This window comes from Syntrophothermus sp. (assembly GCF_013314835.1).
Classification (GTDB): domain Bacteria; phylum Bacillota; class Syntrophomonadia; order Syntrophomonadales; family Syntrophothermaceae; genus Syntrophothermus; species Syntrophothermus lipocalidus.
In genome coordinates this window covers 114,042-131,926 of sequence record NZ_JABUEX010000001.1, presented here as the reverse complement: position 1 = coordinate 131,926, position 17,885 = coordinate 114,042, and the positions used below count along the sequence as shown (strand labels likewise).

General features: G+C 50.2%; 17 protein-coding genes, 1 tRNA gene, 2 pseudogenes and 1 riboswitch. Of the genes and pseudogenes, 11 read left to right on the top strand and 9 right to left on the bottom strand.

Features of this window, described 5'->3' with window-relative positions; translation table 11 throughout:
- Window positions 1-39 precede the first annotated feature (39 nt).
- The 4 genes from clpX to HPY90_RS00665 all read right to left on the bottom strand — a co-directional run bounded on the left by clpX (window position 40) and on the right by HPY90_RS00665 (window position 3,599).
- On the bottom strand, window positions 40-1,293 hold the full coding sequence (gene clpX / locus HPY90_RS00680) for an ATP-dependent Clp protease ATP-binding subunit ClpX (protein ID WP_013174499.1): 1,254 nt from the start codon (window positions 1,291-1,293) through the stop codon (window positions 40-42).
- 30 nt (window positions 1,294-1,323) lie between these two features.
- Window positions 1,324-1,935, bottom strand: coding sequence for an ATP-dependent Clp endopeptidase proteolytic subunit ClpP (gene clpP, locus HPY90_RS00675; protein ID WP_287189944.1), 612 nt, complete (start codon window positions 1,933-1,935; stop codon window positions 1,324-1,326).
- Window positions 1,936-1,980: 45 nt separating this feature from the next.
- Window positions 1,981-3,309 (bottom strand): trigger factor, encoded by a 1,329-nt coding sequence (tig, locus tag HPY90_RS00670; protein ID WP_287189941.1) that lies wholly within the window; start codon window positions 3,307-3,309, stop codon window positions 1,981-1,983.
- 215 nt (window positions 3,310-3,524) lie between these two features.
- Window positions 3,525-3,599: transfer RNA gene (locus HPY90_RS00665), tRNA-Gly, on the bottom strand.
- Between the two features lie 265 nt (window positions 3,600-3,864).
- On the opposite strand from HPY90_RS00665, the gene nadA (HPY90_RS00660) reads away from it, so the two are divergent.
- The 5 genes from nadA (HPY90_RS00660) (at window position 3,865) to mnmA (ending at window position 8,133) form a co-directional block, all read left to right on the top strand.
- The gene (nadA, locus tag HPY90_RS00660) at window positions 3,865-4,788 is read left to right on the top strand and encodes a quinolinate synthase NadA (RefSeq protein WP_287189938.1); all 924 of its coding nucleotides are present in this window, start codon (window positions 3,865-3,867) and stop codon (window positions 4,786-4,788) included.
- 95 nt (window positions 4,789-4,883) lie between these two features.
- Window positions 4,884-5,318, top strand: coding sequence for an RrF2 family transcriptional regulator (locus HPY90_RS00655; RefSeq protein ID WP_013174495.1), 435 nt, complete (start codon window positions 4,884-4,886; stop codon window positions 5,316-5,318).
- Between the two features lie 30 nt (window positions 5,319-5,348).
- Complete coding sequence (gene nifS / locus HPY90_RS00650; protein WP_287189934.1) at window positions 5,349-6,518, top strand: cysteine desulfurase NifS; 1,170 nt, start codon at window positions 5,349-5,351, stop codon at window positions 6,516-6,518.
- 11 nt (window positions 6,519-6,529) lie between these two features.
- Window positions 6,530-6,928 carry a Fe-S cluster assembly scaffold protein NifU gene (gene nifU, locus HPY90_RS00645; protein ID WP_287189932.1) on the top strand — a complete coding sequence of 133 codons (399 nt, stop codon included), beginning with the start codon at window positions 6,530-6,532 and terminating at the stop codon, window positions 6,926-6,928.
- A gap of 92 nt (window positions 6,929-7,020) precedes the next feature.
- Window positions 7,021-8,133 carry a tRNA 2-thiouridine(34) synthase MnmA gene (gene mnmA, locus HPY90_RS00640; protein WP_287189929.1) on the top strand — a complete coding sequence of 371 codons (1,113 nt, stop codon included), beginning with the start codon at window positions 7,021-7,023 and terminating at the stop codon, window positions 8,131-8,133.
- 227 nt (window positions 8,134-8,360) lie between these two features.
- On the opposite strand, the gene HPY90_RS00635 is transcribed toward mnmA, so the two are convergent.
- Complete coding sequence (locus HPY90_RS00635; RefSeq protein ID WP_273699044.1) at window positions 8,361-8,810, bottom strand: RrF2 family transcriptional regulator; 450 nt, start codon at window positions 8,808-8,810, stop codon at window positions 8,361-8,363.
- Between the two features lie 96 nt (window positions 8,811-8,906).
- Window positions 8,907-9,113: a quinolinate synthase NadA gene (gene nadA / locus HPY90_RS00630; RefSeq protein ID WP_287189926.1), complete on the bottom strand. Its 207-nt coding sequence runs from the start codon at window positions 9,111-9,113 to the stop codon at window positions 8,907-8,909.
- Window positions 9,114-9,406: 293 nt separating this feature from the next.
- On the opposite strand from nadA (HPY90_RS00630), the gene metA reads away from it, so the two are divergent.
- From metA to larE, 4 genes and pseudogenes are all read left to right on the top strand, one after another.
- Window positions 9,407-10,351, top strand: coding sequence for a homoserine O-acetyltransferase MetA (metA, locus tag HPY90_RS00625; RefSeq protein WP_287189923.1), 945 nt, complete (start codon window positions 9,407-9,409; stop codon window positions 10,349-10,351).
- Window positions 10,352-10,380: 29 nt separating this feature from the next.
- Window positions 10,381-11,673 carry a homocysteine synthase gene (locus HPY90_RS00620; protein WP_273698580.1) on the top strand — a complete coding sequence of 431 codons (1,293 nt, stop codon included), beginning with the start codon at window positions 10,381-10,383 and terminating at the stop codon, window positions 11,671-11,673.
- Between the two features lie 94 nt (window positions 11,674-11,767).
- Window positions 11,768-12,704: pseudogene (gene cysK, locus HPY90_RS00615) on the top strand (cysteine synthase A).
- Window positions 12,705-12,819: 115 nt separating this feature from the next.
- Entirely contained in the window at window positions 12,820-13,632 is an 813-nt protein-coding gene (gene larE, locus HPY90_RS00610; protein WP_287189919.1) for an ATP-dependent sacrificial sulfur transferase LarE, read from the top strand.
- A 129-nt stretch (window positions 13,633-13,761) separates the two neighbouring features.
- Here the strand turns inward: larE and HPY90_RS00605 are convergent, their stop codons facing one another.
- The 3 genes from HPY90_RS00605 to HPY90_RS00595 all read right to left on the bottom strand — a co-directional run bounded on the left by HPY90_RS00605 (window position 13,762) and on the right by HPY90_RS00595 (window position 16,639).
- Window positions 13,762-14,928 (bottom strand): cysteine desulfurase family protein, encoded by a 1,167-nt coding sequence (locus tag HPY90_RS00605; RefSeq protein ID WP_287189917.1) that lies wholly within the window; start codon window positions 14,926-14,928, stop codon window positions 13,762-13,764.
- A 94-nt stretch (window positions 14,929-15,022) separates the two neighbouring features.
- A complete protein-coding gene (gene hydE, locus HPY90_RS00600; RefSeq protein ID WP_287190173.1) occupies window positions 15,023-16,093 on the bottom strand; it encodes a [FeFe] hydrogenase H-cluster radical SAM maturase HydE in 1,071 nt (356 codons plus the stop codon).
- Window positions 16,094-16,150: 57 nt separating this feature from the next.
- Window positions 16,151-16,639, bottom strand: a complete 489-nt coding sequence (locus HPY90_RS00595; protein WP_287189914.1) for a tRNA sulfurtransferase — start codon at window positions 16,637-16,639, stop codon at window positions 16,151-16,153.
- A gap of 62 nt (window positions 16,640-16,701) precedes the next feature.
- A riboswitch (SAM riboswitch) is annotated at window positions 16,702-16,798 on the bottom strand.
- 247 nt (window positions 16,799-17,045) lie between these two features.
- Here HPY90_RS00595 and HPY90_RS16060 point away from each other — a divergent pair.
- Window positions 17,046-17,270: an MCP four helix bundle domain-containing protein gene (locus tag HPY90_RS16060; protein ID WP_353733626.1), complete on the top strand. Its 225-nt coding sequence runs from the start codon at window positions 17,046-17,048 to the stop codon at window positions 17,268-17,270.
- Window positions 17,271-17,302: 32 nt separating this feature from the next.
- Window positions 17,303-17,869 (top strand): annotated as a pseudogene (locus HPY90_RS00590) (methyl-accepting chemotaxis protein); the annotation flags it as partial.
- Window positions 17,870-17,885: the final 16 nt, after the last annotated feature.

The window sequence follows — 17,885 nt, the reverse complement described above, 5'->3', positions numbered from 1 at the left end:
TGGAGCCGGAGTAAAAAAAGGCAGCTTTCGCTGCCTTTATCAGTTTACCCTCCTTTTTGGCTCTACGGTAACCAAGAGAGGTTTTTCCTTTTTCTGTATCACATCCTTTGTCACCACACATTTGGTGACGTCCGCCCGAGATGGTATCTCGTACATAACGTCCAACATAACGTCTTCCACTATGGCCCTTAGACCTCTAGCACCGGTACTGCGCCGCATAGCCTCCTCAGCTATCGCTTTTAAGGCATCGTCAGTAAACTCAAGGTTTACGCCGTCCATGTCGAACAGCTTTTGGTATTGCCGCACCAGAGCGTTTTTAGGCTCAGTCAAAATCCTGACCAGAGCAGACTCGTCTAAGGCGTCCAAAGTTACGATGATAGGCACTCGCCCTACAAACTCTGGAATCAGTCCAAATTTTAGAAGGTCCTGGGGCAGTATCTGTTCCAATATCTCCCCTATTTTCTTCTCTTTCTTGGTCTTGATGTCAGCTCCGAATCCCATCGACTTCTGGCCCACGCGGTTCTGAATTATCTTGTCTATTCCTTCAAAGGCACCGCCACAGATAAAAAGTATATTACTGGTATCAATCTGAATGAACTCCTGGTGAGGGTGCTTGCGTCCACCTTGGGGAGGTACGCTAGCAATAGTCCCTTCCAGTATCTTTAAGAGAGCCTGCTGCACGCCTTCTCCGGATACATCGCGAGTGATTGATGGATTGTCAGTTTTGCGGGCTATTTTGTCAATCTCGTCGATGTAAACTATCCCTTTTTCTGCCTTCTCGATGTCGTAATCAGCCGCCTGGATAAGCTTCAACAGGATGTTTTCAACGTCTTCGCCTACATACCCAGCCTCAGTCAGTGAAGTCGCATCGGCAATGGCAAAGGGCACGTTCAATATCTTGGCCAGTGTCTGAGCCAGAAGCGTCTTCCCGCTACCGGTTGGCCCCAGCATCAGGATGTTGCTCTTCTGCAGCTCAACATCGTCCAGCTTGGTCCCGAGGTTTATCCTTTTGTAATGGTTGTAGACCGCTACTGCCAGTATTTTCTTCGCTTTCTCCTGCCCGATAACGTATTGGTCCAAGATATCTTTTATCTCTTGGGGCTTAGGGATATCTCCCATTTCAAACCCAAAATCCTCGGCCAGTTCTTCTTCTATTATTTCATTGCACAGTTCTATACACTCATCACAAATGTAGACTCCGGGGCCAGCTACCAGCTTTCTCACTTGATCCTGGGTCTTGCCGCAGAAAGAGCACTTTAACTGCCCTCTCTCGTCGCTGCCAAACCGCTGCATAACCTCACCTCGCTCACATTACAATAAGCACTACTTCTTACCCTTACGCTTGGATTCATAGAAAATGTCATCGATAATCCCGTACGCTTTTGCCTCCTCCGCAGTCATGAAAAAGTCTCTTTCTACGTCCCGTTCGATTACTTCCAGCTTTTGCCCGGTCCTTTCTGCCAGTATCTGGTTCAACCGCTTTTTCAGATTGACTATCCTCCGGGCATGTATCTCGATATCGGTGGCCTGTCCCTGGGTCCCACCGATAGGCTGGTGAATCATTATCTCGCTGTTGGGCAAAGCAAACCTCTTGCCCTTGGCCCCAGCTGCCAGTAGAAAAGCCCCCATGCTAGCGGCCATGCCTACACATATGGTCGATACGTCGGGACGCAGGTACTGCATGGTATCAAAAATAGCCATGCCTGCAGATATTGAGCCCCCCGGACTGTTGATGTAGAAATGGATGTCCTTATCCGGGTCCTCTGCTTCTAAGAAAAGGAATTGGGCTATGATTAAGTTCGCAACCTGGTCATCTATAAGACTGCCTAGAAAAACGATACGGTCTTTCAGCAACCGCGAGTAGATGTCATAAGCCCGTTCCCCGCGGCTCGTCTGTTCTACCACAATTGGTACCAGGTAGGACAAATTGTTCATGCTTTTCACCTCACAAAGTCACAAATTACACCCTTACTATCCAGTTTATTCAGCATCCGTTCTGTTTTCTTCTTCCCGGCCTGAAGACTGAACGGTAACCGCATTCTCTAGCAGAAAATCAACCGCTTTATCCAGCATTATACCGTACTCGATCCTTCCCCGCGAGCCGGCCACGCGCTCTTTGAGCTGGTCCGCATCTATCCCGAAGTCGCCAGCTACCCTTTGCAGGTGCTGCTGAAAATCCTCTTCAGTCGGTTTAAGACCTTTTTCCAGAGCGATCTTTTCCAAGACCAGGTTCGCCCGCAGCGTCTTTTCTGCTTCCTGAGCATAATCTTCTCTGATAGCCTCTAGGGAAGTCCCGGTCACGTTTATATAGTCCTCCAAGGTCAGGCCCTGCTGCGCCAACCGTTGTTGGAAGCTTTCCAACATCGAATCTATTTGTTCTTCTATCATAGCAGGATGAATATCTACCTCAGCTGATTCCACAGCCTTAGCCACCACTTCGTCTCGCCTCAGCTGTTTGGTTCTCTCTTCAGCCATCTTGGCTAAATTCTTGCGTATCTCTTCCCGCAACTCCTCAAGAGTTTCGAACTCACTGACCTCTTGGGCAAACTCGTCGTTCAAGGGACTTAACTCCCGGCGCTTGATTTCATGGACTTTAACCTTAAACATTGCTTCTTTCCCGGCGAGGTCTTGGCTGTGATAGTCTTCAGGAAACTGTACCTTGATCTCTTTTTCTTCGCCGGTCTTGGTTCCCACCAACTGCTCTTCGAATCCTGGAATAAAAGTCCTAGACCCCAATTCCAAAGAGTAGTCCTCCCCTTTTCCCCCAGGGAAAGGTTCGCCGTCGATGAACCCCTCAAAATCGATCCTCAGCACGTCGCCTTCCTGGGCAGTAACATCGTCTTGGACCTTGACCAAACGGGCATAACGTTCGCGCATAGCCTCCAACCGCTTATCTACGTCTTCTTCCGTAACCGTAATTGGTGAAGTGGTCACCTCTATACCCTCTACCTGCCCCAAAACCACTTCGGGCTTGACCACTACTCTGGCTTTAAAAACAAGAGGCTTGCCTTCTTCCATCTGCACAACATCGATCTGGGGCTCGGTTACCGGGGTAAGATCATTCTCCTTCACTGCCTCTTCGTAGGCAACAGGAAGCAGTTCGTTCAAAGCTTCGTCATACAGGATCTCTTTCCCGAAATATGATTCCAGAACCGGTCTTGGAACGCGGCCCTTCCTAAACCCTGGTACAGAGACATCCTTGACCACGCGCCGGTACGCTTTGTTCAAAGCCTCGCTAACCTTGTCACCTGGAACCTCTATTTCCAGAGCCACTTCATTCTTCTCTATTCTTTCCAGCTTAGATCCCATTTATGCTCCTCCTGTCCTGATGAATGGTTTCACACGTACAGAGAATCTTAAACTCCTTAAAGCAGCCCGTGCCCGGAAAGCATCATCCTGTTTTCTAACCCTCCCTCATAACCCGTACACTAATTACTTCTACGCCCCGCAACCGATGTCCTGCCTTTTAAGCTAATTTGACACAAAAACACAACACCTCGGCACTAGCCGAGGCTACGTTTCAATGGAGCGGAAGACGGGATTCGAACCCGCGGCCCTCGCCTTGGCAAGGCGATGCTCTACCACTGAGCCACTTCCGCGTCTGTATCCACATCATCGCCAACTATATATTAGGACAACGCCCGCTGGATCGTCAAGCTCATAAATTCATAAATAAAGACGGACTATGAAGTTGACAAAAACGCTAGGAATAATGTTATACTCTAACATAAGAAGAGTGTCATCGGAAAATGATAAACGAAAACCAGGAATATAGAGGTGTCCTCAGTTTAACTGAGGCGTCGTTCAACTGGCTGTCCTATCAGCACGATTCTCAGATTTTTGAAATAGAGAGAAGGCGAGAGTGTGGGTGGTCTCCGAGATGAACTTTTGATACAAGATATTCTGCGTCTAAAGAGAGACAAATCTGTTTACATTATTGCTCATTACTATCAGCGGGAAGAGGTGCAAGCTTTGGCCGATTTTGTTGGGGATTCTTATGCAATGGCTATCGCCGCCAAAAACAGCCCGCATGATATTATTCTGGTTGCCGGTGTAGATTTTATGGCTGAGACGGCGGCAGTGTTATGTCCTGATAAGATAGTCTTAACACCGGAACCGGAAGCGACTTGTCCCATGGCCAGTAATATAAGTGTTAAAGATGTATTGTGTTACAAGAAAAAATACCCAGAGAGTATTGTGGTGTGCTATGTTAACACCCCGGCGGAGGTAAAGGCCGTCAGTGACATCTGTTGTACCTCGTCCAATGCGGCAAAGATATTACAAAAGCTGCCAGATAACGCTAAGGTATTCTTTATACCTGACCAGTACCTGGGTTCTTACCTAGCCGGGAAACTGGGTAGGCACATTGATGTCTTTTCAGCCAGCTGCCCGACCCATGCCAGTATTAGCGAGGAACATTTGCTCCAACTAAAAGAGCAGTTTCCGGACGCAAAGGTGCTCGTACACCCAGAATGCCACCCGGAGATTGTGGCCCTGGCCGACTACGTGGGCAGCACCAAAGGAATTCTTGATTATGCCACACAATCGGAGAGTAAGATTTTTATCATTGGGACGGAGTGCGGTATCCTATATTCCCTGGGAAACAATAACCCTGACAAAACATTCATCCTTGCTTCGGAAGAGTTGATTTGCCCAAATATGAAGAGTATCACTCTTGATAAAGTTTTTTATTCTTTGCAATATTTGCAGACCAGAGTAGTTGTCCCCGAGGAAATTAGAGCTAAAGCTGCCATTGCTCTGGAAAGAATGATAGAGTACGCATCTTGAGGATATGCAATAACTGCATTTGCCAGTTCGTTTTTTGCTGGTTCTGAACCATGGAATGGCCTGAGAATTAAGGAAAGGATTGAGGTGAAAACGAGGTGAAAGTCTCTACAAAAGGAAGATATGGGCTGAGAGCAATGCTTGACATGGCCCTTCATCAAAACGAAGGTCCGATGGCCGTACACATTGTCGCAGAGCGTCAGGGCTTATCGGAGAGATATTTAGAACAATTGATGGTGCCTCTGAAGAAAGCGGGTTTAGTTAAGAGCGTCCGCGGGCCTCAGGGGGGGTATGTTTTGACTAAAAAACCACGAGACATCACCGTGGGCGAAATAATCAGGGCCCTGGAGGGACCAATTGCTCCCGTCGACTGCGTTAGTGAGCAGACTCCCGAAGAATGCGAGCGTGCTGAGTTTTGTGTGACACGTCTGATATGGTCCAAGATGAGAGACTCAATTGCCGAAGTGCTGGATTCTCTTTCATTGGAAGATCTGATTCAAGAATCAAGAAAGATTTCCGTGCGGAGCCGCTAAATATCTTAGATTTAGTGAGGAGGTTTTGACATGAGACAGATTTATATGGATCACAGCGCAACGACTCCAATTGACCAAGAGGTGTTTGAGTGCATGATACCCTACTTAACCGATAGGTTTGGTAATCCTTCCAGCATTTTTTACTCGGCAGGTCAAACTGCCCGTCAGGCAGTAGAGAAGGCTCGTGAGCAAGTGGCATCTCTGCTAAACGCATTGCCGGATGAAGTAGTTTTTACCAGTGGCGGGACAGAAGCCGACAACCTTGCCATAGTTGGTTACGCTATGGCGAATCGCCATAAGGGCAACCACATTATAACTTCGTCCATCGAACACCATGCAGTCTACGATACATGCAAGTACCTCAGTAATTATGGTTTTGAAGTCACCTTTCTGCCAGTTGACGGCAACGGCATTGTTGAACCAGAAACCCTGAAAACAGCATTGAAACCAAATACCACTTTAGTTTCCATAATGCACGCTAACAACGAGATAGGCACTGTTGAACCAATCAAAGAGCTGGCTTCTATAACCCATGAAGCTGGAGCAGCCTTTCATTGTGATGCGGTTCAGACCGTAGGGCGAATCCCTGTAGATGTTGTGGATCTGGGGGTTGACATGCTGTCGGCTTCGAGTCACAAACTATATGGACCTAAAGGGGTCGGGTGCCTTTATGTTAGGACAGGGATAACGATGCAAAAGCTTTTGCATGGAGGCGGGCAGGAAAAGAAACGTCGAGCAGGAACTGAAAATGTTCCGGGTATAGTGGGATTCGGCAAAGCAGCTGAACTCGCCCAACAGAGGATGGACGAAACTGGCAAAAGACTAAGAGAACTGGGCGAGCGGTTAGCACAGGGACTCCTCCAAGCTATTCCTTATTCAAGACTCACAGGGCACCCCGTCAAACGTATACCCGGGCATGTGAGTCTGTGCTTTGAGTTTGTGGAAGGAGAATCGATACTGTTGATGCTGGATCAGGTAGGGGTTATGGCCTCAAGCGGATCAGCCTGTACATCGGGTTCCTTAGAACCGTCTCATGTTCTCCTGGCACTGGGTCTGCCACACGAAATTGCCCACGGTTCTCTTCGGTTGACTTTAGGAAAAGGTAACAGTGAGGAGGATGTGGATCATGTTCTGAACGTACTGCCGCCGATTGTGGAAAGACTAAGACAAATGTCTCCTTTAAACAATACACGAAGGTAGGTGAACAATGAATGTATTCATCCAAAGTGATGGAACACTTTCTGAACCCCCGCAACGTGGGTGAAATCAAAGGTGCAAACGGGATAGGCGAAGTGGGCAACCCGGTCTGCGGCGACATTATGCGCATGGAGATCAGAGTCGTAGACAACCGCATAGAGGATATAAGATTTAAGACCTTTGGGTGCGGAGCTGCAATTGCTACCAGCAGCATGGTTACCGAGATGGTCAAGGGCAAAACCCTGGAAGAGGCCATGAGGGTGACAAACAAGGCAGTAGCAGAGGCTCTTGACGGGCTGCCGCCGGTCAAAATGCATTGCTCCAACCTGGCAGCAGATGCCTTGCACCGGGCTATTCAAGATTACTTAAATAAAGAACCTTCAAAGGGCAAGGCACTATATGAGCAAGATTAGCGAAATATGAAACTAGTCCAATGCCGCTGCCTCCTCCCTCTCAGCAGCTGAGAATTGCGCCGGGTCATTTTGTGGAGGCAAAGGATGATATCATGTCTGGCAAGAGAGTTGTTGTAGCCATGAGCGGCGGTGTAGATAGCTCGGTGGCCGCCTTTCTACTTCAACAGGAAGGGTACGAAGTAATAGGAATAACCATGCAGATCTGGCCCCGGCCAGAGGACGATACCAAAGCGTGCTGCAGCCTTTCGGCAGTCGACGACGCACGGAGAGTGGCCTGGAGCCTGGGCATAAAGCATTATGTCTTGAATTTTCGCGATGAATTCAAAGCCAGGGTTATAGATTACTTTTGTAGCGAGTACCTTCTGGGCCGAACCCCCAACCCGTGCATCGCCTGCAACAGGTACATCAAGTTTGAATCCCTGCTGCAAAAGGCCTTAGCCTACGGGGCGGAATATATAGCTACCGGCCATTACGCGCGCATAGAATACGATCAGACCAGCGGTCAATTCAAGCTTTCGACTGCGTATGATAGAAGCAAAGATCAAACCTACTTCCTGTATAACATGAACCAGTACCAGCTTCAACATACGTTATTTCCGCTAGGGGGATACCTGAAACGGGATGTCCGCAAAACAGCTAAGGAAGCCGGCCTGCCAGTGGCGGAAAAGCCTGAAAGTCAGGAAATATGCTTTGTCTCCTCAGGTAGATATAGCCAGTTCGTGGAAGAACACCACGGGGGGGCGAAGCGGACGGGCAGCTTCCGCGGTTCCCACGGAGAGTATCTGGGACCCCATAAAGGAATTCACCACTATACTATAGGCCAGCGCAGGGGTTTGGGTCTGGTGCTTGGTTATCCGGTCTATGTTACACGAATTGATCCGGAAACCAACACCGTTTGGGTAGGGAAGGAGGAGGAGTTGTTCCAGAGTTCCCTGATTGCCGTTGATGTCAACTATGTGTCAGGTTTACCGCCCGATGGTCCCGTCAGGGTGACGGCTAAGATAAGGTCTTCAGCCCCTCGGGTGGACGCCGTGGCTACCCCATTGGGACAGGACAAGCTGAGGGTGGACTTTCTTGTGCCCCAGAGGGCCATCACCCCTGGACAGGCCGTAGTCTTGTACGACGGGGATGCTGTGGTCGGCGGAGGAATTATTGATGCAATAATCGATGAGTATTTTCGATTGAAAGGCAAATGGACGATATAACAGCAGGCATATGATGATTATTTTTTATCATATATATTATTATTTCTATCGGATTTATTGGATCATGACACGTATTCAGGACCAGTATTCAGGACCATATAGAAACTGGCTTTTTGAAACCCCAAAGACAACATATGCTCGTGCTGATAATGCTGGGAATGGTACCGAAAGCTGTAATTACAAATGCTTCTTAGCCGAGAAAGGCATGGGTTTCAAAACCTCCATCACTAAATGTAGTACATGTAGCGGTTCTGCGTGGAGATTCTTCTGGACTCCTGAACCAGGTCCTCCAGGGAAAAGGAATCCAGCACCTCCGCGATAGAATCCCTCACCTTGGACCATATCAGGCGGGTTACGCAATATTCCGCACGCTCGCATTCTTCCGGGTAATCCTCACTGACGCAGTCAACCGGCGCAATCGGACCCTCCAGGGTACGAATAATCTCACCAACCGTAATGTCTTTTGGTTCTTTGGCCAGCACATACCCCCCCTGGGGCCCGCGTACACTCTTGACCAATCCCGCCTTCTTCAGGGGCACCATAAGCTGCTCAAGGTAGCGGTCTGAAAGACCCTGGCGCTCCGCAATACTGTGTACAGCTATCGGGCCTTCGTTTTGATGAATAGCCATGTCGAGCATAGCCCTAAGCCCATACCTGCCCTTAGTAGACATCTTCATGTCTCCATCCACCTTTGCTTTTACCTTTATCCTAGCACTGCGCTAGGGTTTCGGTCAAGCGAAAGCCGAACAGGCAACTAAAGTTTCGGCACGGCCTCAGGATGCGTACTCTATCATTCGCTCCAGGGCCAGGGCAGCCTTAGCCCGAATTTCCTCGGGAACGGTTACCCTTGTTTCCAATTTCTCCAGAGAGTAGCGAACCTTATCCAGAGTAATACTTTTCATATTGGGGCAGATTAGTTCTTCCGAACCCAGGATAAAGGTTTTGTCCAGATTATTTTTCTGTGCTGAAGCTAATATCATCCAAGGAACTTGGCAATAGGTGGAAGTTTCTCAAGGGGCTCAACCTCCTTTATCGTCTGCCGTTGTGCCTGGCTGCTTAGCTAAGAAAGAGGAAGTCCAGAGGTCTCTATTCTGTATTTTGGACCTCTTTCCCCGGTTTCCAGGACTCTTGCCCTGCCTACAAATTTTTTTGCAGCCTACCCCTGCAAGACCTTGACACGGACTGTCCCTGTTATCCTATAATATCTATAATTATTATAATAATAGTATGGATTAAACATCTCAAATCCATACCGCACAGAGGGGTGAAGCGCATGCCTATAATTATTCCCGACGGGCTGCCTGCGGCAAGCATCTTACAGCAGGAAAAGGTGTTTGTGATGAATGAGTTCCGGGCCATACACCAGGACATCCGGCCCCTCAGGATCGCAATACTTAACATAATGCCCCAAAAAGAGATAACCGAGACTCAACTGCTCAGACTGTTGGCCAATACCCCGCTGCAAGTGGAAATCGTGCTGTTATACCCGGAAAGCCATCAATGCAAGAATACTTCCCAGTACCACCTGGACACGTTTTATAAAACCTTTGGCGAAGTCCGGAATCAGAAGTTCGACGGCATGATAATTACCGGCGCCCCGGTAGAATTGCTGGAATTTGAGGAATGGAACTACTGGGAGGAATTGAAGGACATCATGGCGTGGACCCGTACCCATGTATTCTCCACCTTCCACATTTGTGTCGGGGCCCAGGCCGGACTGTATTATCATTATGGCATTCCCAAATATCCCTTACCGCAAAAGATGTTCGGGGTGTTTGAGCACCGCGTTTGTGAGAGCAACAAACCTTTGTTACGGGGATTTGACGACGTGTTCTATGCCCCTCATTCTCGCCATACCGAGGTACGCAGAAGTGATATTGAAAAGGTAGCAGGATTAGAAATACTGGCGGAATCAGACCAGGCCGGGATCTATATAGTGGCCAGCAAGGACGGGCGGCAGATCTTTGTGACCGGCCATTCCGAGTACGATCCCCTGACCCTCAAGTACGAATTCGAACGAGACCTGGCCAAGGGACTGCCTATCCAGATGCCGGCCAATTATTTCCCGGACGACGATCCAACCAAGCCGCCCAAGGTACTGTGGCGCAGTCATGGCTTCTTGTTGTTCTCCAATTGGCTTAACTACCACGTTTATCAGGAAACTCCCTATGATCTGAATGAATTGAAATCACTCGGTACTGATATCATTTCAACTTAAAGAATTAAATGATAAAGGAGAGTGCTGGAATGAACGACAGACAATTCGGCTTCGACACACTGCAGGTACATGCGGGGCAGGTGCCCGACCCTAGCACCGGTGCCCGGGCGGTACCAATTTATCAAACCACATCGTATGTGTTCAAGAACACGGATCATGCGGCGGCCTTATTTGCCCTGGCGGAACCGGGCAACATTTACACCAGGATCATGAACCCGACCAACGACGTCCTGGAGCAGCGGATCGCGGCCCTGGAGGGCGGTGTGGCGGCCCTAGCGCTGGCTTCAGGTTCGGCGGCTGTTACTTACGCCATTATCAATATCGCCGGCGCGGGCGATGAAATCGTGTCCGCCAGCACCCTTTACGGGGGCACCTACAACCTCTTCAAGGTAACTCTGCCCAAGCTCGGCATCAAGACTACCTTTGTCGACCCCGATGACCCTGAAAACTTCAGAAAAGCCATCAATGACAAGACCAAAGCCGTCTTCATAGAATCCATCGGTAACCCGGCCTCCAACATAATCGACATCGAAGCCGTGGCCAGCATTGGGCACGAGAATGGCATCCCTTTAATAATTGACAACACTTTCGCCACTCCTTACCTTCTCCGGCCGATCGAATTCGGGGCGGACATCGTGGTTCACTCTGCCACCAAATTCATCGGCGGGCACGGTACCTCCATCGGCGGGCTGATTGTGGACTCGGGCAAATTCGACTGGCTGGCCAGCGGAAAATTTCCCGGCCTGACCGAGCCCGACCCCAGCTATCACGGCATCGTTTACGCGAAAGACGTGGGTGCAGCTGCATATGTAACCAAGGCTCGAGTCCAGCTGCTGCGCGACACCGGGGCGGCCTTGAGCCCTTTCAATGCGTTCCTGTTCCTGCAGGGGCTGGAGACGCTGTCGCTCAGGGTACAGCGGCACGTGGACAACGCAAAGAAAGCGGCAGAATTCCTGGCGAATCACCCCCAGGTGAACTGGGTGAACTATCCTGGCCTGCCCGGTAACAAGTATTACGAACTGGCTAAAAAATATTTGCCCAAAGGTCCGGGCTCCATCTTCACCTTCGGCATCAAGGGAGGAGCTGAAGCCGGGAAGAAATTCATCGACAACTTGAAACTCTTCTCCCTGTTGGCCAATGTTGGGGATGCCAAATCCTTGGCCATCCATCCCGCCAGCACCACTCACTCCCAGTTGAAGGGCGACGATCTCCTGGCCTCAGGAGTGACCCCGGACCAGGTGCGCCTGTCCATCGGCATCGAAGACATTGAAGATATTCTCTGGGATCTGGATCAGGCCCTGAGCAAAGCAGACAAGGCCTAAACAGGGATTTCTTAACCCGAGAGCTAAAGCGTTTGAGGCTATATATATCAGAATTAGTGGGATATGGTTCCAAATCAATCGGAGGGATGCTTACATGTCGAGGATTTATCAAAACCTGACCGAACTTATTGGGAACACCCCGCTGCTGGAGCTGAACAATTACAACGCCAGCCAAAATCTAGAGGCCCGCCTGATCGCGAAGCTGGAGTATTTCAATCCCGCCGGAAGGGTCAAAGACAGAATCGGCTACGCCATGATCAAGGACGCGGAAGAAAAAGGAATACTCACCAGGGATTCGGTAATAATTGAACCCACCAGCGGCAACACCGGCATCGCCCTGGCCTTTGTAACCGCTGCGAAAGAATATCGCCTTATCCTTACACCATGCCAGATACCATGAGTATTGAGAGAAGAAGTCTTTTGCAAGCACTCAACGCAGAGCTGGTTTTGACCCCGGTGTAGAAGGTATGACAGGTGCAATTAGAAAAGCGAAAGAATTGGCTGCGCAGATTCCGCACTCTTTCATTCCGCAGCAATTTGAAAATCCGGCCAACCCGGCTATTCACCGCAAGACTACCGCCGAGGAAGTCTGGAATGACACCGACGGTCAGGTTGACATCTTTGTGGGCGGCGTGGGAACCGGGGGAACCGTAACCGGAGTCGGAGAAGTATTGAAAGCCAGGAAGCCGGAAGTTGAGATCGTTGCGGTCGAACCTTTTGACTCTCCGGTTCTGTCCGGGGGCAAACCCGGGCCTCACAAGATTCAGGGAATCGGAGCCGGTTTCGTTTCCGCGGTCTATAATCCCGATATCGTCGACGAGGTCTTTAAGGTCCGGACGGAAGAGGCCTTCGATACCGCCAGAAAGCTCGCTAGAACCGAAGGCTTGCTGGTAGGCATCTCTTCGGGCGCTGCCGCTTTTGCCGCCACCCAGATCGCCAAACGTCCTGAAAACAAGGGCAAGACCATCGTGGTTCTCCTGCCCGATACCGGCGAGCGCTATCTTTCCACTCTGCTGTTCCAGGAAGGATAGAACGACAAAATTTTAAGGGTGTCTGGTGTTAAACACCCCCAGATAGCATAGTAGCAGTAGTGTCCCAGCTTAAAGTGGAGTTTAAAATAGACCACAGCCAACGCGAGGTGAGATTTTGTTCACAGCCGGTTCCAAGTATGAAAATCTCTGCCGGGAAATTGCCGGCTACGGCAAGGTAATGGTGGCCTACTCGGGAGGAGTCGACAGCACCCTGCTCCTGCGGGCGGCTCTGGATTGCCTCGGCCGGGATAAGGTCCTGGCCGTCACTTGCAAATCCCAGCTGACCCACGAGCTTGATTTGGAGGCGGCCCGGCAATACACCCTGTCTATGGGCGCAGAACACCGTCTCATTGAGATCAATAAGCTGGAGAATGAGAACATAGCGGCCAATCCGCCCAATCGCTGCTACTACTGCAAGCTACAACTCTACACGTTACTTGAGCAGCTAGCCCGGCAGGAGGGTTATTCTGCCGTCATCGAAGGTAGTAACGTCTCCGACCTGGACGATTACCGTCCCGGCTTTGAAGCCCTGAAGCAATTCGAGCTAGTAAAAAGCCCCTTGCTGTCCGCCGGGCTGGACAAATCAGAAATACGTGAATTGGCTCGGAGCCTGGGACTGAACAACTGGAACCGGCCGTCCAACGCCTGTCTGGCCTCAAGATTCCCTTACGGAGAACGCCTGACGGTCGAAAAACTGGCGGCCGTGTCCCAGGCCGAAACCGAGCTCACGGCCATGGGATTGACCGGAGTGCGGGTCAGATATCATGGGTCGGTGGCCCGAATCGAACTGTCTCCGGCGGAGATCCCCCGGATAATGGAACCGGCAATAAGAGCCGCCGTTTCCCAAACGGTAAAGAAATGCGGTTTCACCTATGTCAGTCTGGACCTGGACGGCTACCGCACCGGCAGCCTGAACGAAGGATTATGATATACCTGAATGCTTTCCGTGGACGTGTCGCCTGTGCCCAACTTTATAGCAGTGAACTCCTCGAGAGTGATACCTTGTTCTTTTATAACTTGGTCATTATGAACCCTAACATAACGGAGATACCATGGTTTATAATAAAGCCCTGAGTTTCTTAAGCGCTGCGATCAAGGCCTCGGCTAACCGGTCGATGTCATCCTCAGTGTTCAGTATCGACAGGCTCACTCGTATAGAACCCTCCGCCTCCCGCGCGGAAAGGCCGATAGCTTTGAGAACATGGCTTATTTTGACCTTCCTAGAACTGCACGCGGCCCCCGTGGAAACGAATATATTTTCGGCTTCCAGGTAGTGCACGAGCACTTCGCCCCGTACGCCTGGGAAAGACAGGCTGACGATGTGAGGAGCCGCCTGATCGAGGGGCGGGCCGTTGATCCTGAATTTGACCCCGTTGGAATCGAGCCGCTCTATTAACCTGGTTTTGAGCCGCCGCATCTGCCCGGTATGTGACTCAAAATCAGCCGTGGCCATTTGGACAGCCAGGCCAAAACCCACGATTCCCGGCACGTTCTCGGTTCCGGACCTTATCCCTCTTTCCTGGCCTCCCCCGTATAACAACGATTCAAGGGGGGCCCCTCCTGCGACGTACAGGGCTCCCACCCCTTTCGGGCCGTGTATCTTGTGGGAACTTAAGCTTATCATATCAGCGCCGGTCTGTTTCGGAGCAATCAATACCTTTCCCACGGCCTGTACACAGTCGGTATGGAAAATCAGGCCGGGGTTCACCTGTTTGCAGGCCTCAACCAACTCACCCACCGGTTGAACGGTCCCAATCTCGTTATTTACTGTCATGATGCTGACCAGGATCGTATCCGGGGTTATTAAAGAAGCTAGTTTTTCTGGATAAACCCGTCCGGTGCTGTCTACAGGACAGAAGACGATTTCAAACCCCCGTTCACCAAGCTTTTTTAAAACCTCCAGTACAGAGGGATGTTCAATGGGGCTGCTTACTATCCTGTTGCCGCGTCTCCGGTTGGCCATAGCAGCGCCGAACAAAGCCAGGTTGTTGGCTTCGGTCCCGCCTGAGGTAAAGATTATTTCCTCGTCCCGCACCCCCAACCCCCGGCTTATCTGCTTCCGGGCCTCGGTCACCAGCATCTCGGCCTCCAGGCCTTTTCGGTGGAGAGAAGACGGGTTCCCGAATTGCCTCACCATGACTTCCCTGACCTTATCAGCAATTTCGGGGAGAACCGGAGTCGTAGCACTGTTGTCCAAATACACTTCCCTGATATCCGCAACCACTGGCACTTCACTCCTTGCCTTTTCGATCACCGCAAACCGGATACCTCAGCTTGTGCGGGATCTTCGCATCCAGGTAAAGCAGGCCAAACAACTTCTAATTACCGCATCGTGATTGTGGCAGTAGATGAGCCCTCTTGAAAGAATGCCCATAGCCCTGGCTAATAGGACGGCCCAAGGAATATATGCGCCCGTGCATGCACGCCTGGCACTGCTCCGCTTCTTCCCCAATGCAGACCTTGGCAGGATATAATTCATACAGAGCGCGATACTTCGCTGGGGTAACATTAGGCATTACAACATTCGCCCCCAGCTCCAGGGCCTTTTCTCGCCCATCAGTCGGCCTGAGAGTAGCCAGGGCGGTGGTAGCGGGAATATGAGCATCACGGGTTACGATTCGGGTGAGAGCTATAACCTTGAAGGTCATCTCCACAGTCCCATTCGCGTTTCCGGCCAGGGGAGTTTCTTCATGGCATATATAAGGTCCCACTCCTACCATATCCAGGTCCAGCTCTCTGAATTTCAGTATATCCATGGCCAGGTCCTCAAGGGTTTGGCCGGGCAGTCCGATCATAACTCCGGACCCTACCTGGTAGCCGATTTCCTTTAGCCAGACGAGAATCTGCATACGCTCATCGTAGTCGGAATCAGGGTGAAGCCTACTGTACAACTCGCGGTTGGAGGTTTCAAAACGTATTAGAAATCTATCCGCCCCTGCCTCGTGCAGCCGCTCGTATTCTTCCCGGGATCGCTCTCCGATACTCAGGGTAATAGCTACATCTGCCTCTTGCTTTATTCTCCTAATTATGTCTACCAATTTACCCACCGTGTAGTACATATCCTCTCCCGACTGTAATACCACCGTTTTGTACCCCAATCTCTCTGCCACAGCCACAGTGGCCAGTATTTCTTCAGCGGACATACGATAGCGTTGTAGCTTACGGTTCCCCCTGCGGATGCCGCAGTAGTTGCAGTTCTTCCTGCAGTAGTTGGAAAACTCAATCAGGCCACGCAGGTGAACTTCGTCACCCACATACTTTTGCCTGACCCTATCCGCCCGGTCGTAAAGCCGGGCCAGTTCCTGCTCGTCTTTCAGGGCCAACAGGCAGACAATATCCTCCTTGGATAATTCTTGTTCTTGATCAATCTTCTTAAATACGTAGTTCAACAAACCTATCCCTCCCTAAAGAACGGTTAAAAAGCCGGTCTTGCCGAAGACCGTACTCTACGGAAGCCAGGTGGCATCAATGTCCAGTGTCTCGACCGTCTCAATCGCCTCTCGCAGTAAGGGTTCCCAGTCGACTTTACTCTCGGCTTCAACTATGATGTCCAGTTTGGGTTTGGTGGCCGGGTGTTTGGGAACAAACATGGAACAGCAATCCTCGTAGGGCAATATAGAAATCCCGTAAGTCCTTATTTTCTTGGCGATTTCAACGATCTCGGTTTTGTCCAGCCCGGCCAGCGGCCTCAGCAGCAGCATCCGTATGGCACTGCCGATTACGCTCATACTTTCCAGGGTCTGGCTGGCCACCTGTCCCACGCTTTCCCCGGTAATCAGGCACTGAATCCGTTGACCGGCTGCAATTTCTTCGGCGATACGAAACATCATTCGCCTTAATATTGTCACCCGGTATTTTTCAGGGCATCGTGCCATAATCGTATTGTACACCTTTCCAGTTCCGTGACGAGGAGTCCGGCCCCATCTTTTGTACATGCCCCTCCCCTCTCCTTGATTTTTCGAAAATAAAAGCCCCTTCCGGCAAAGAGCCATTGGCAACCTCATCTTTCGGAATCATTCCGCACGAGTTAGCACCGTGCACAAATCGGTTGCAGGGCTTCACAGGGCCAGTGCCTCCGCGACTATGGATGAGTATCTGCATGAGACTAAACTCTATAAAAATCATAGGAATTATAGATATAGTAATTTAATTTTTTTTTACTGTCAACACTTCCTTATTTTTCTGGATTATTTTCTTAATATCGCAATATCGCACCAGTTCTTGACAAGATACTTTCCCTTTGGTAATTTTAACTTATATCATTGTTCCTATTATATTAGTAGGATTTATATCTGCCTTCTGGTTCCTTGTCATGAATTCTCTATATGAAAGGAGATTGCCATGAGCATTCGTCGCCGCTTACTTGTGGGATCAATTATAATTCTGGTTTTTGTGGTTCTGGTGGGAGCCGTAGGATTAAACTCTTTGAGCAACGTGAACCACGAGGTTGAATCTCTTAGTAAGTACCATTTACCCAGTATTCAGATAACCGATAATCTTAAATCTCACATCGCAAATTTCCGGGTAGCGGAGCTCCAGTACATATATTCGCCCGACGCCCCATGATCTCGGCAGCTATTGATTACGTTAAGGAACACTCCAATCAAATCGGGCAGATAACTGCCGTCATAACCGGGATTGCCGAACAGACCAATTTGTTAGCCCTCAATGCCGCTATTGAGGCGGCCCGGGCCGGGGAACACGGGAGGGGCTTTGCCGTAGTCTCAGAAGAAGTAAGAAAACTCGCAGATGAGTCAGGCAAGGCGGCCAAAGAGATTACTATGCTAGTCGACTCTATTAGCCGCGCCACTGACAACGCCATAATAGCCATGAACGCTGGCACATCAAAAGTTGATCAAGGGGTCGGACTTACTGATACGGCTTTTGATTCTTTCCGGCTAATCACATCGGAAATCGAACAGACCAGTAGCCAGATAGAAAACGTTTCCGCATCCATACAACAACTTACCAGCCTTAGTTTCAAAATCGCAGGGATAGTGGATAGTATTGGCAAGTCATCCGCCCAGACGGCAGCAATTGCCGAAGACGTGGCAACCGGTGCGAGGACTCATACGGGAATGGTGGCAGAACTTACTCATATCATTCTTAGCCTAAAGGATACCACTGCCCAACTGGAAGAATCGATACGGTTCTTCCACACGTAGTCTGAAACGCGGGTTT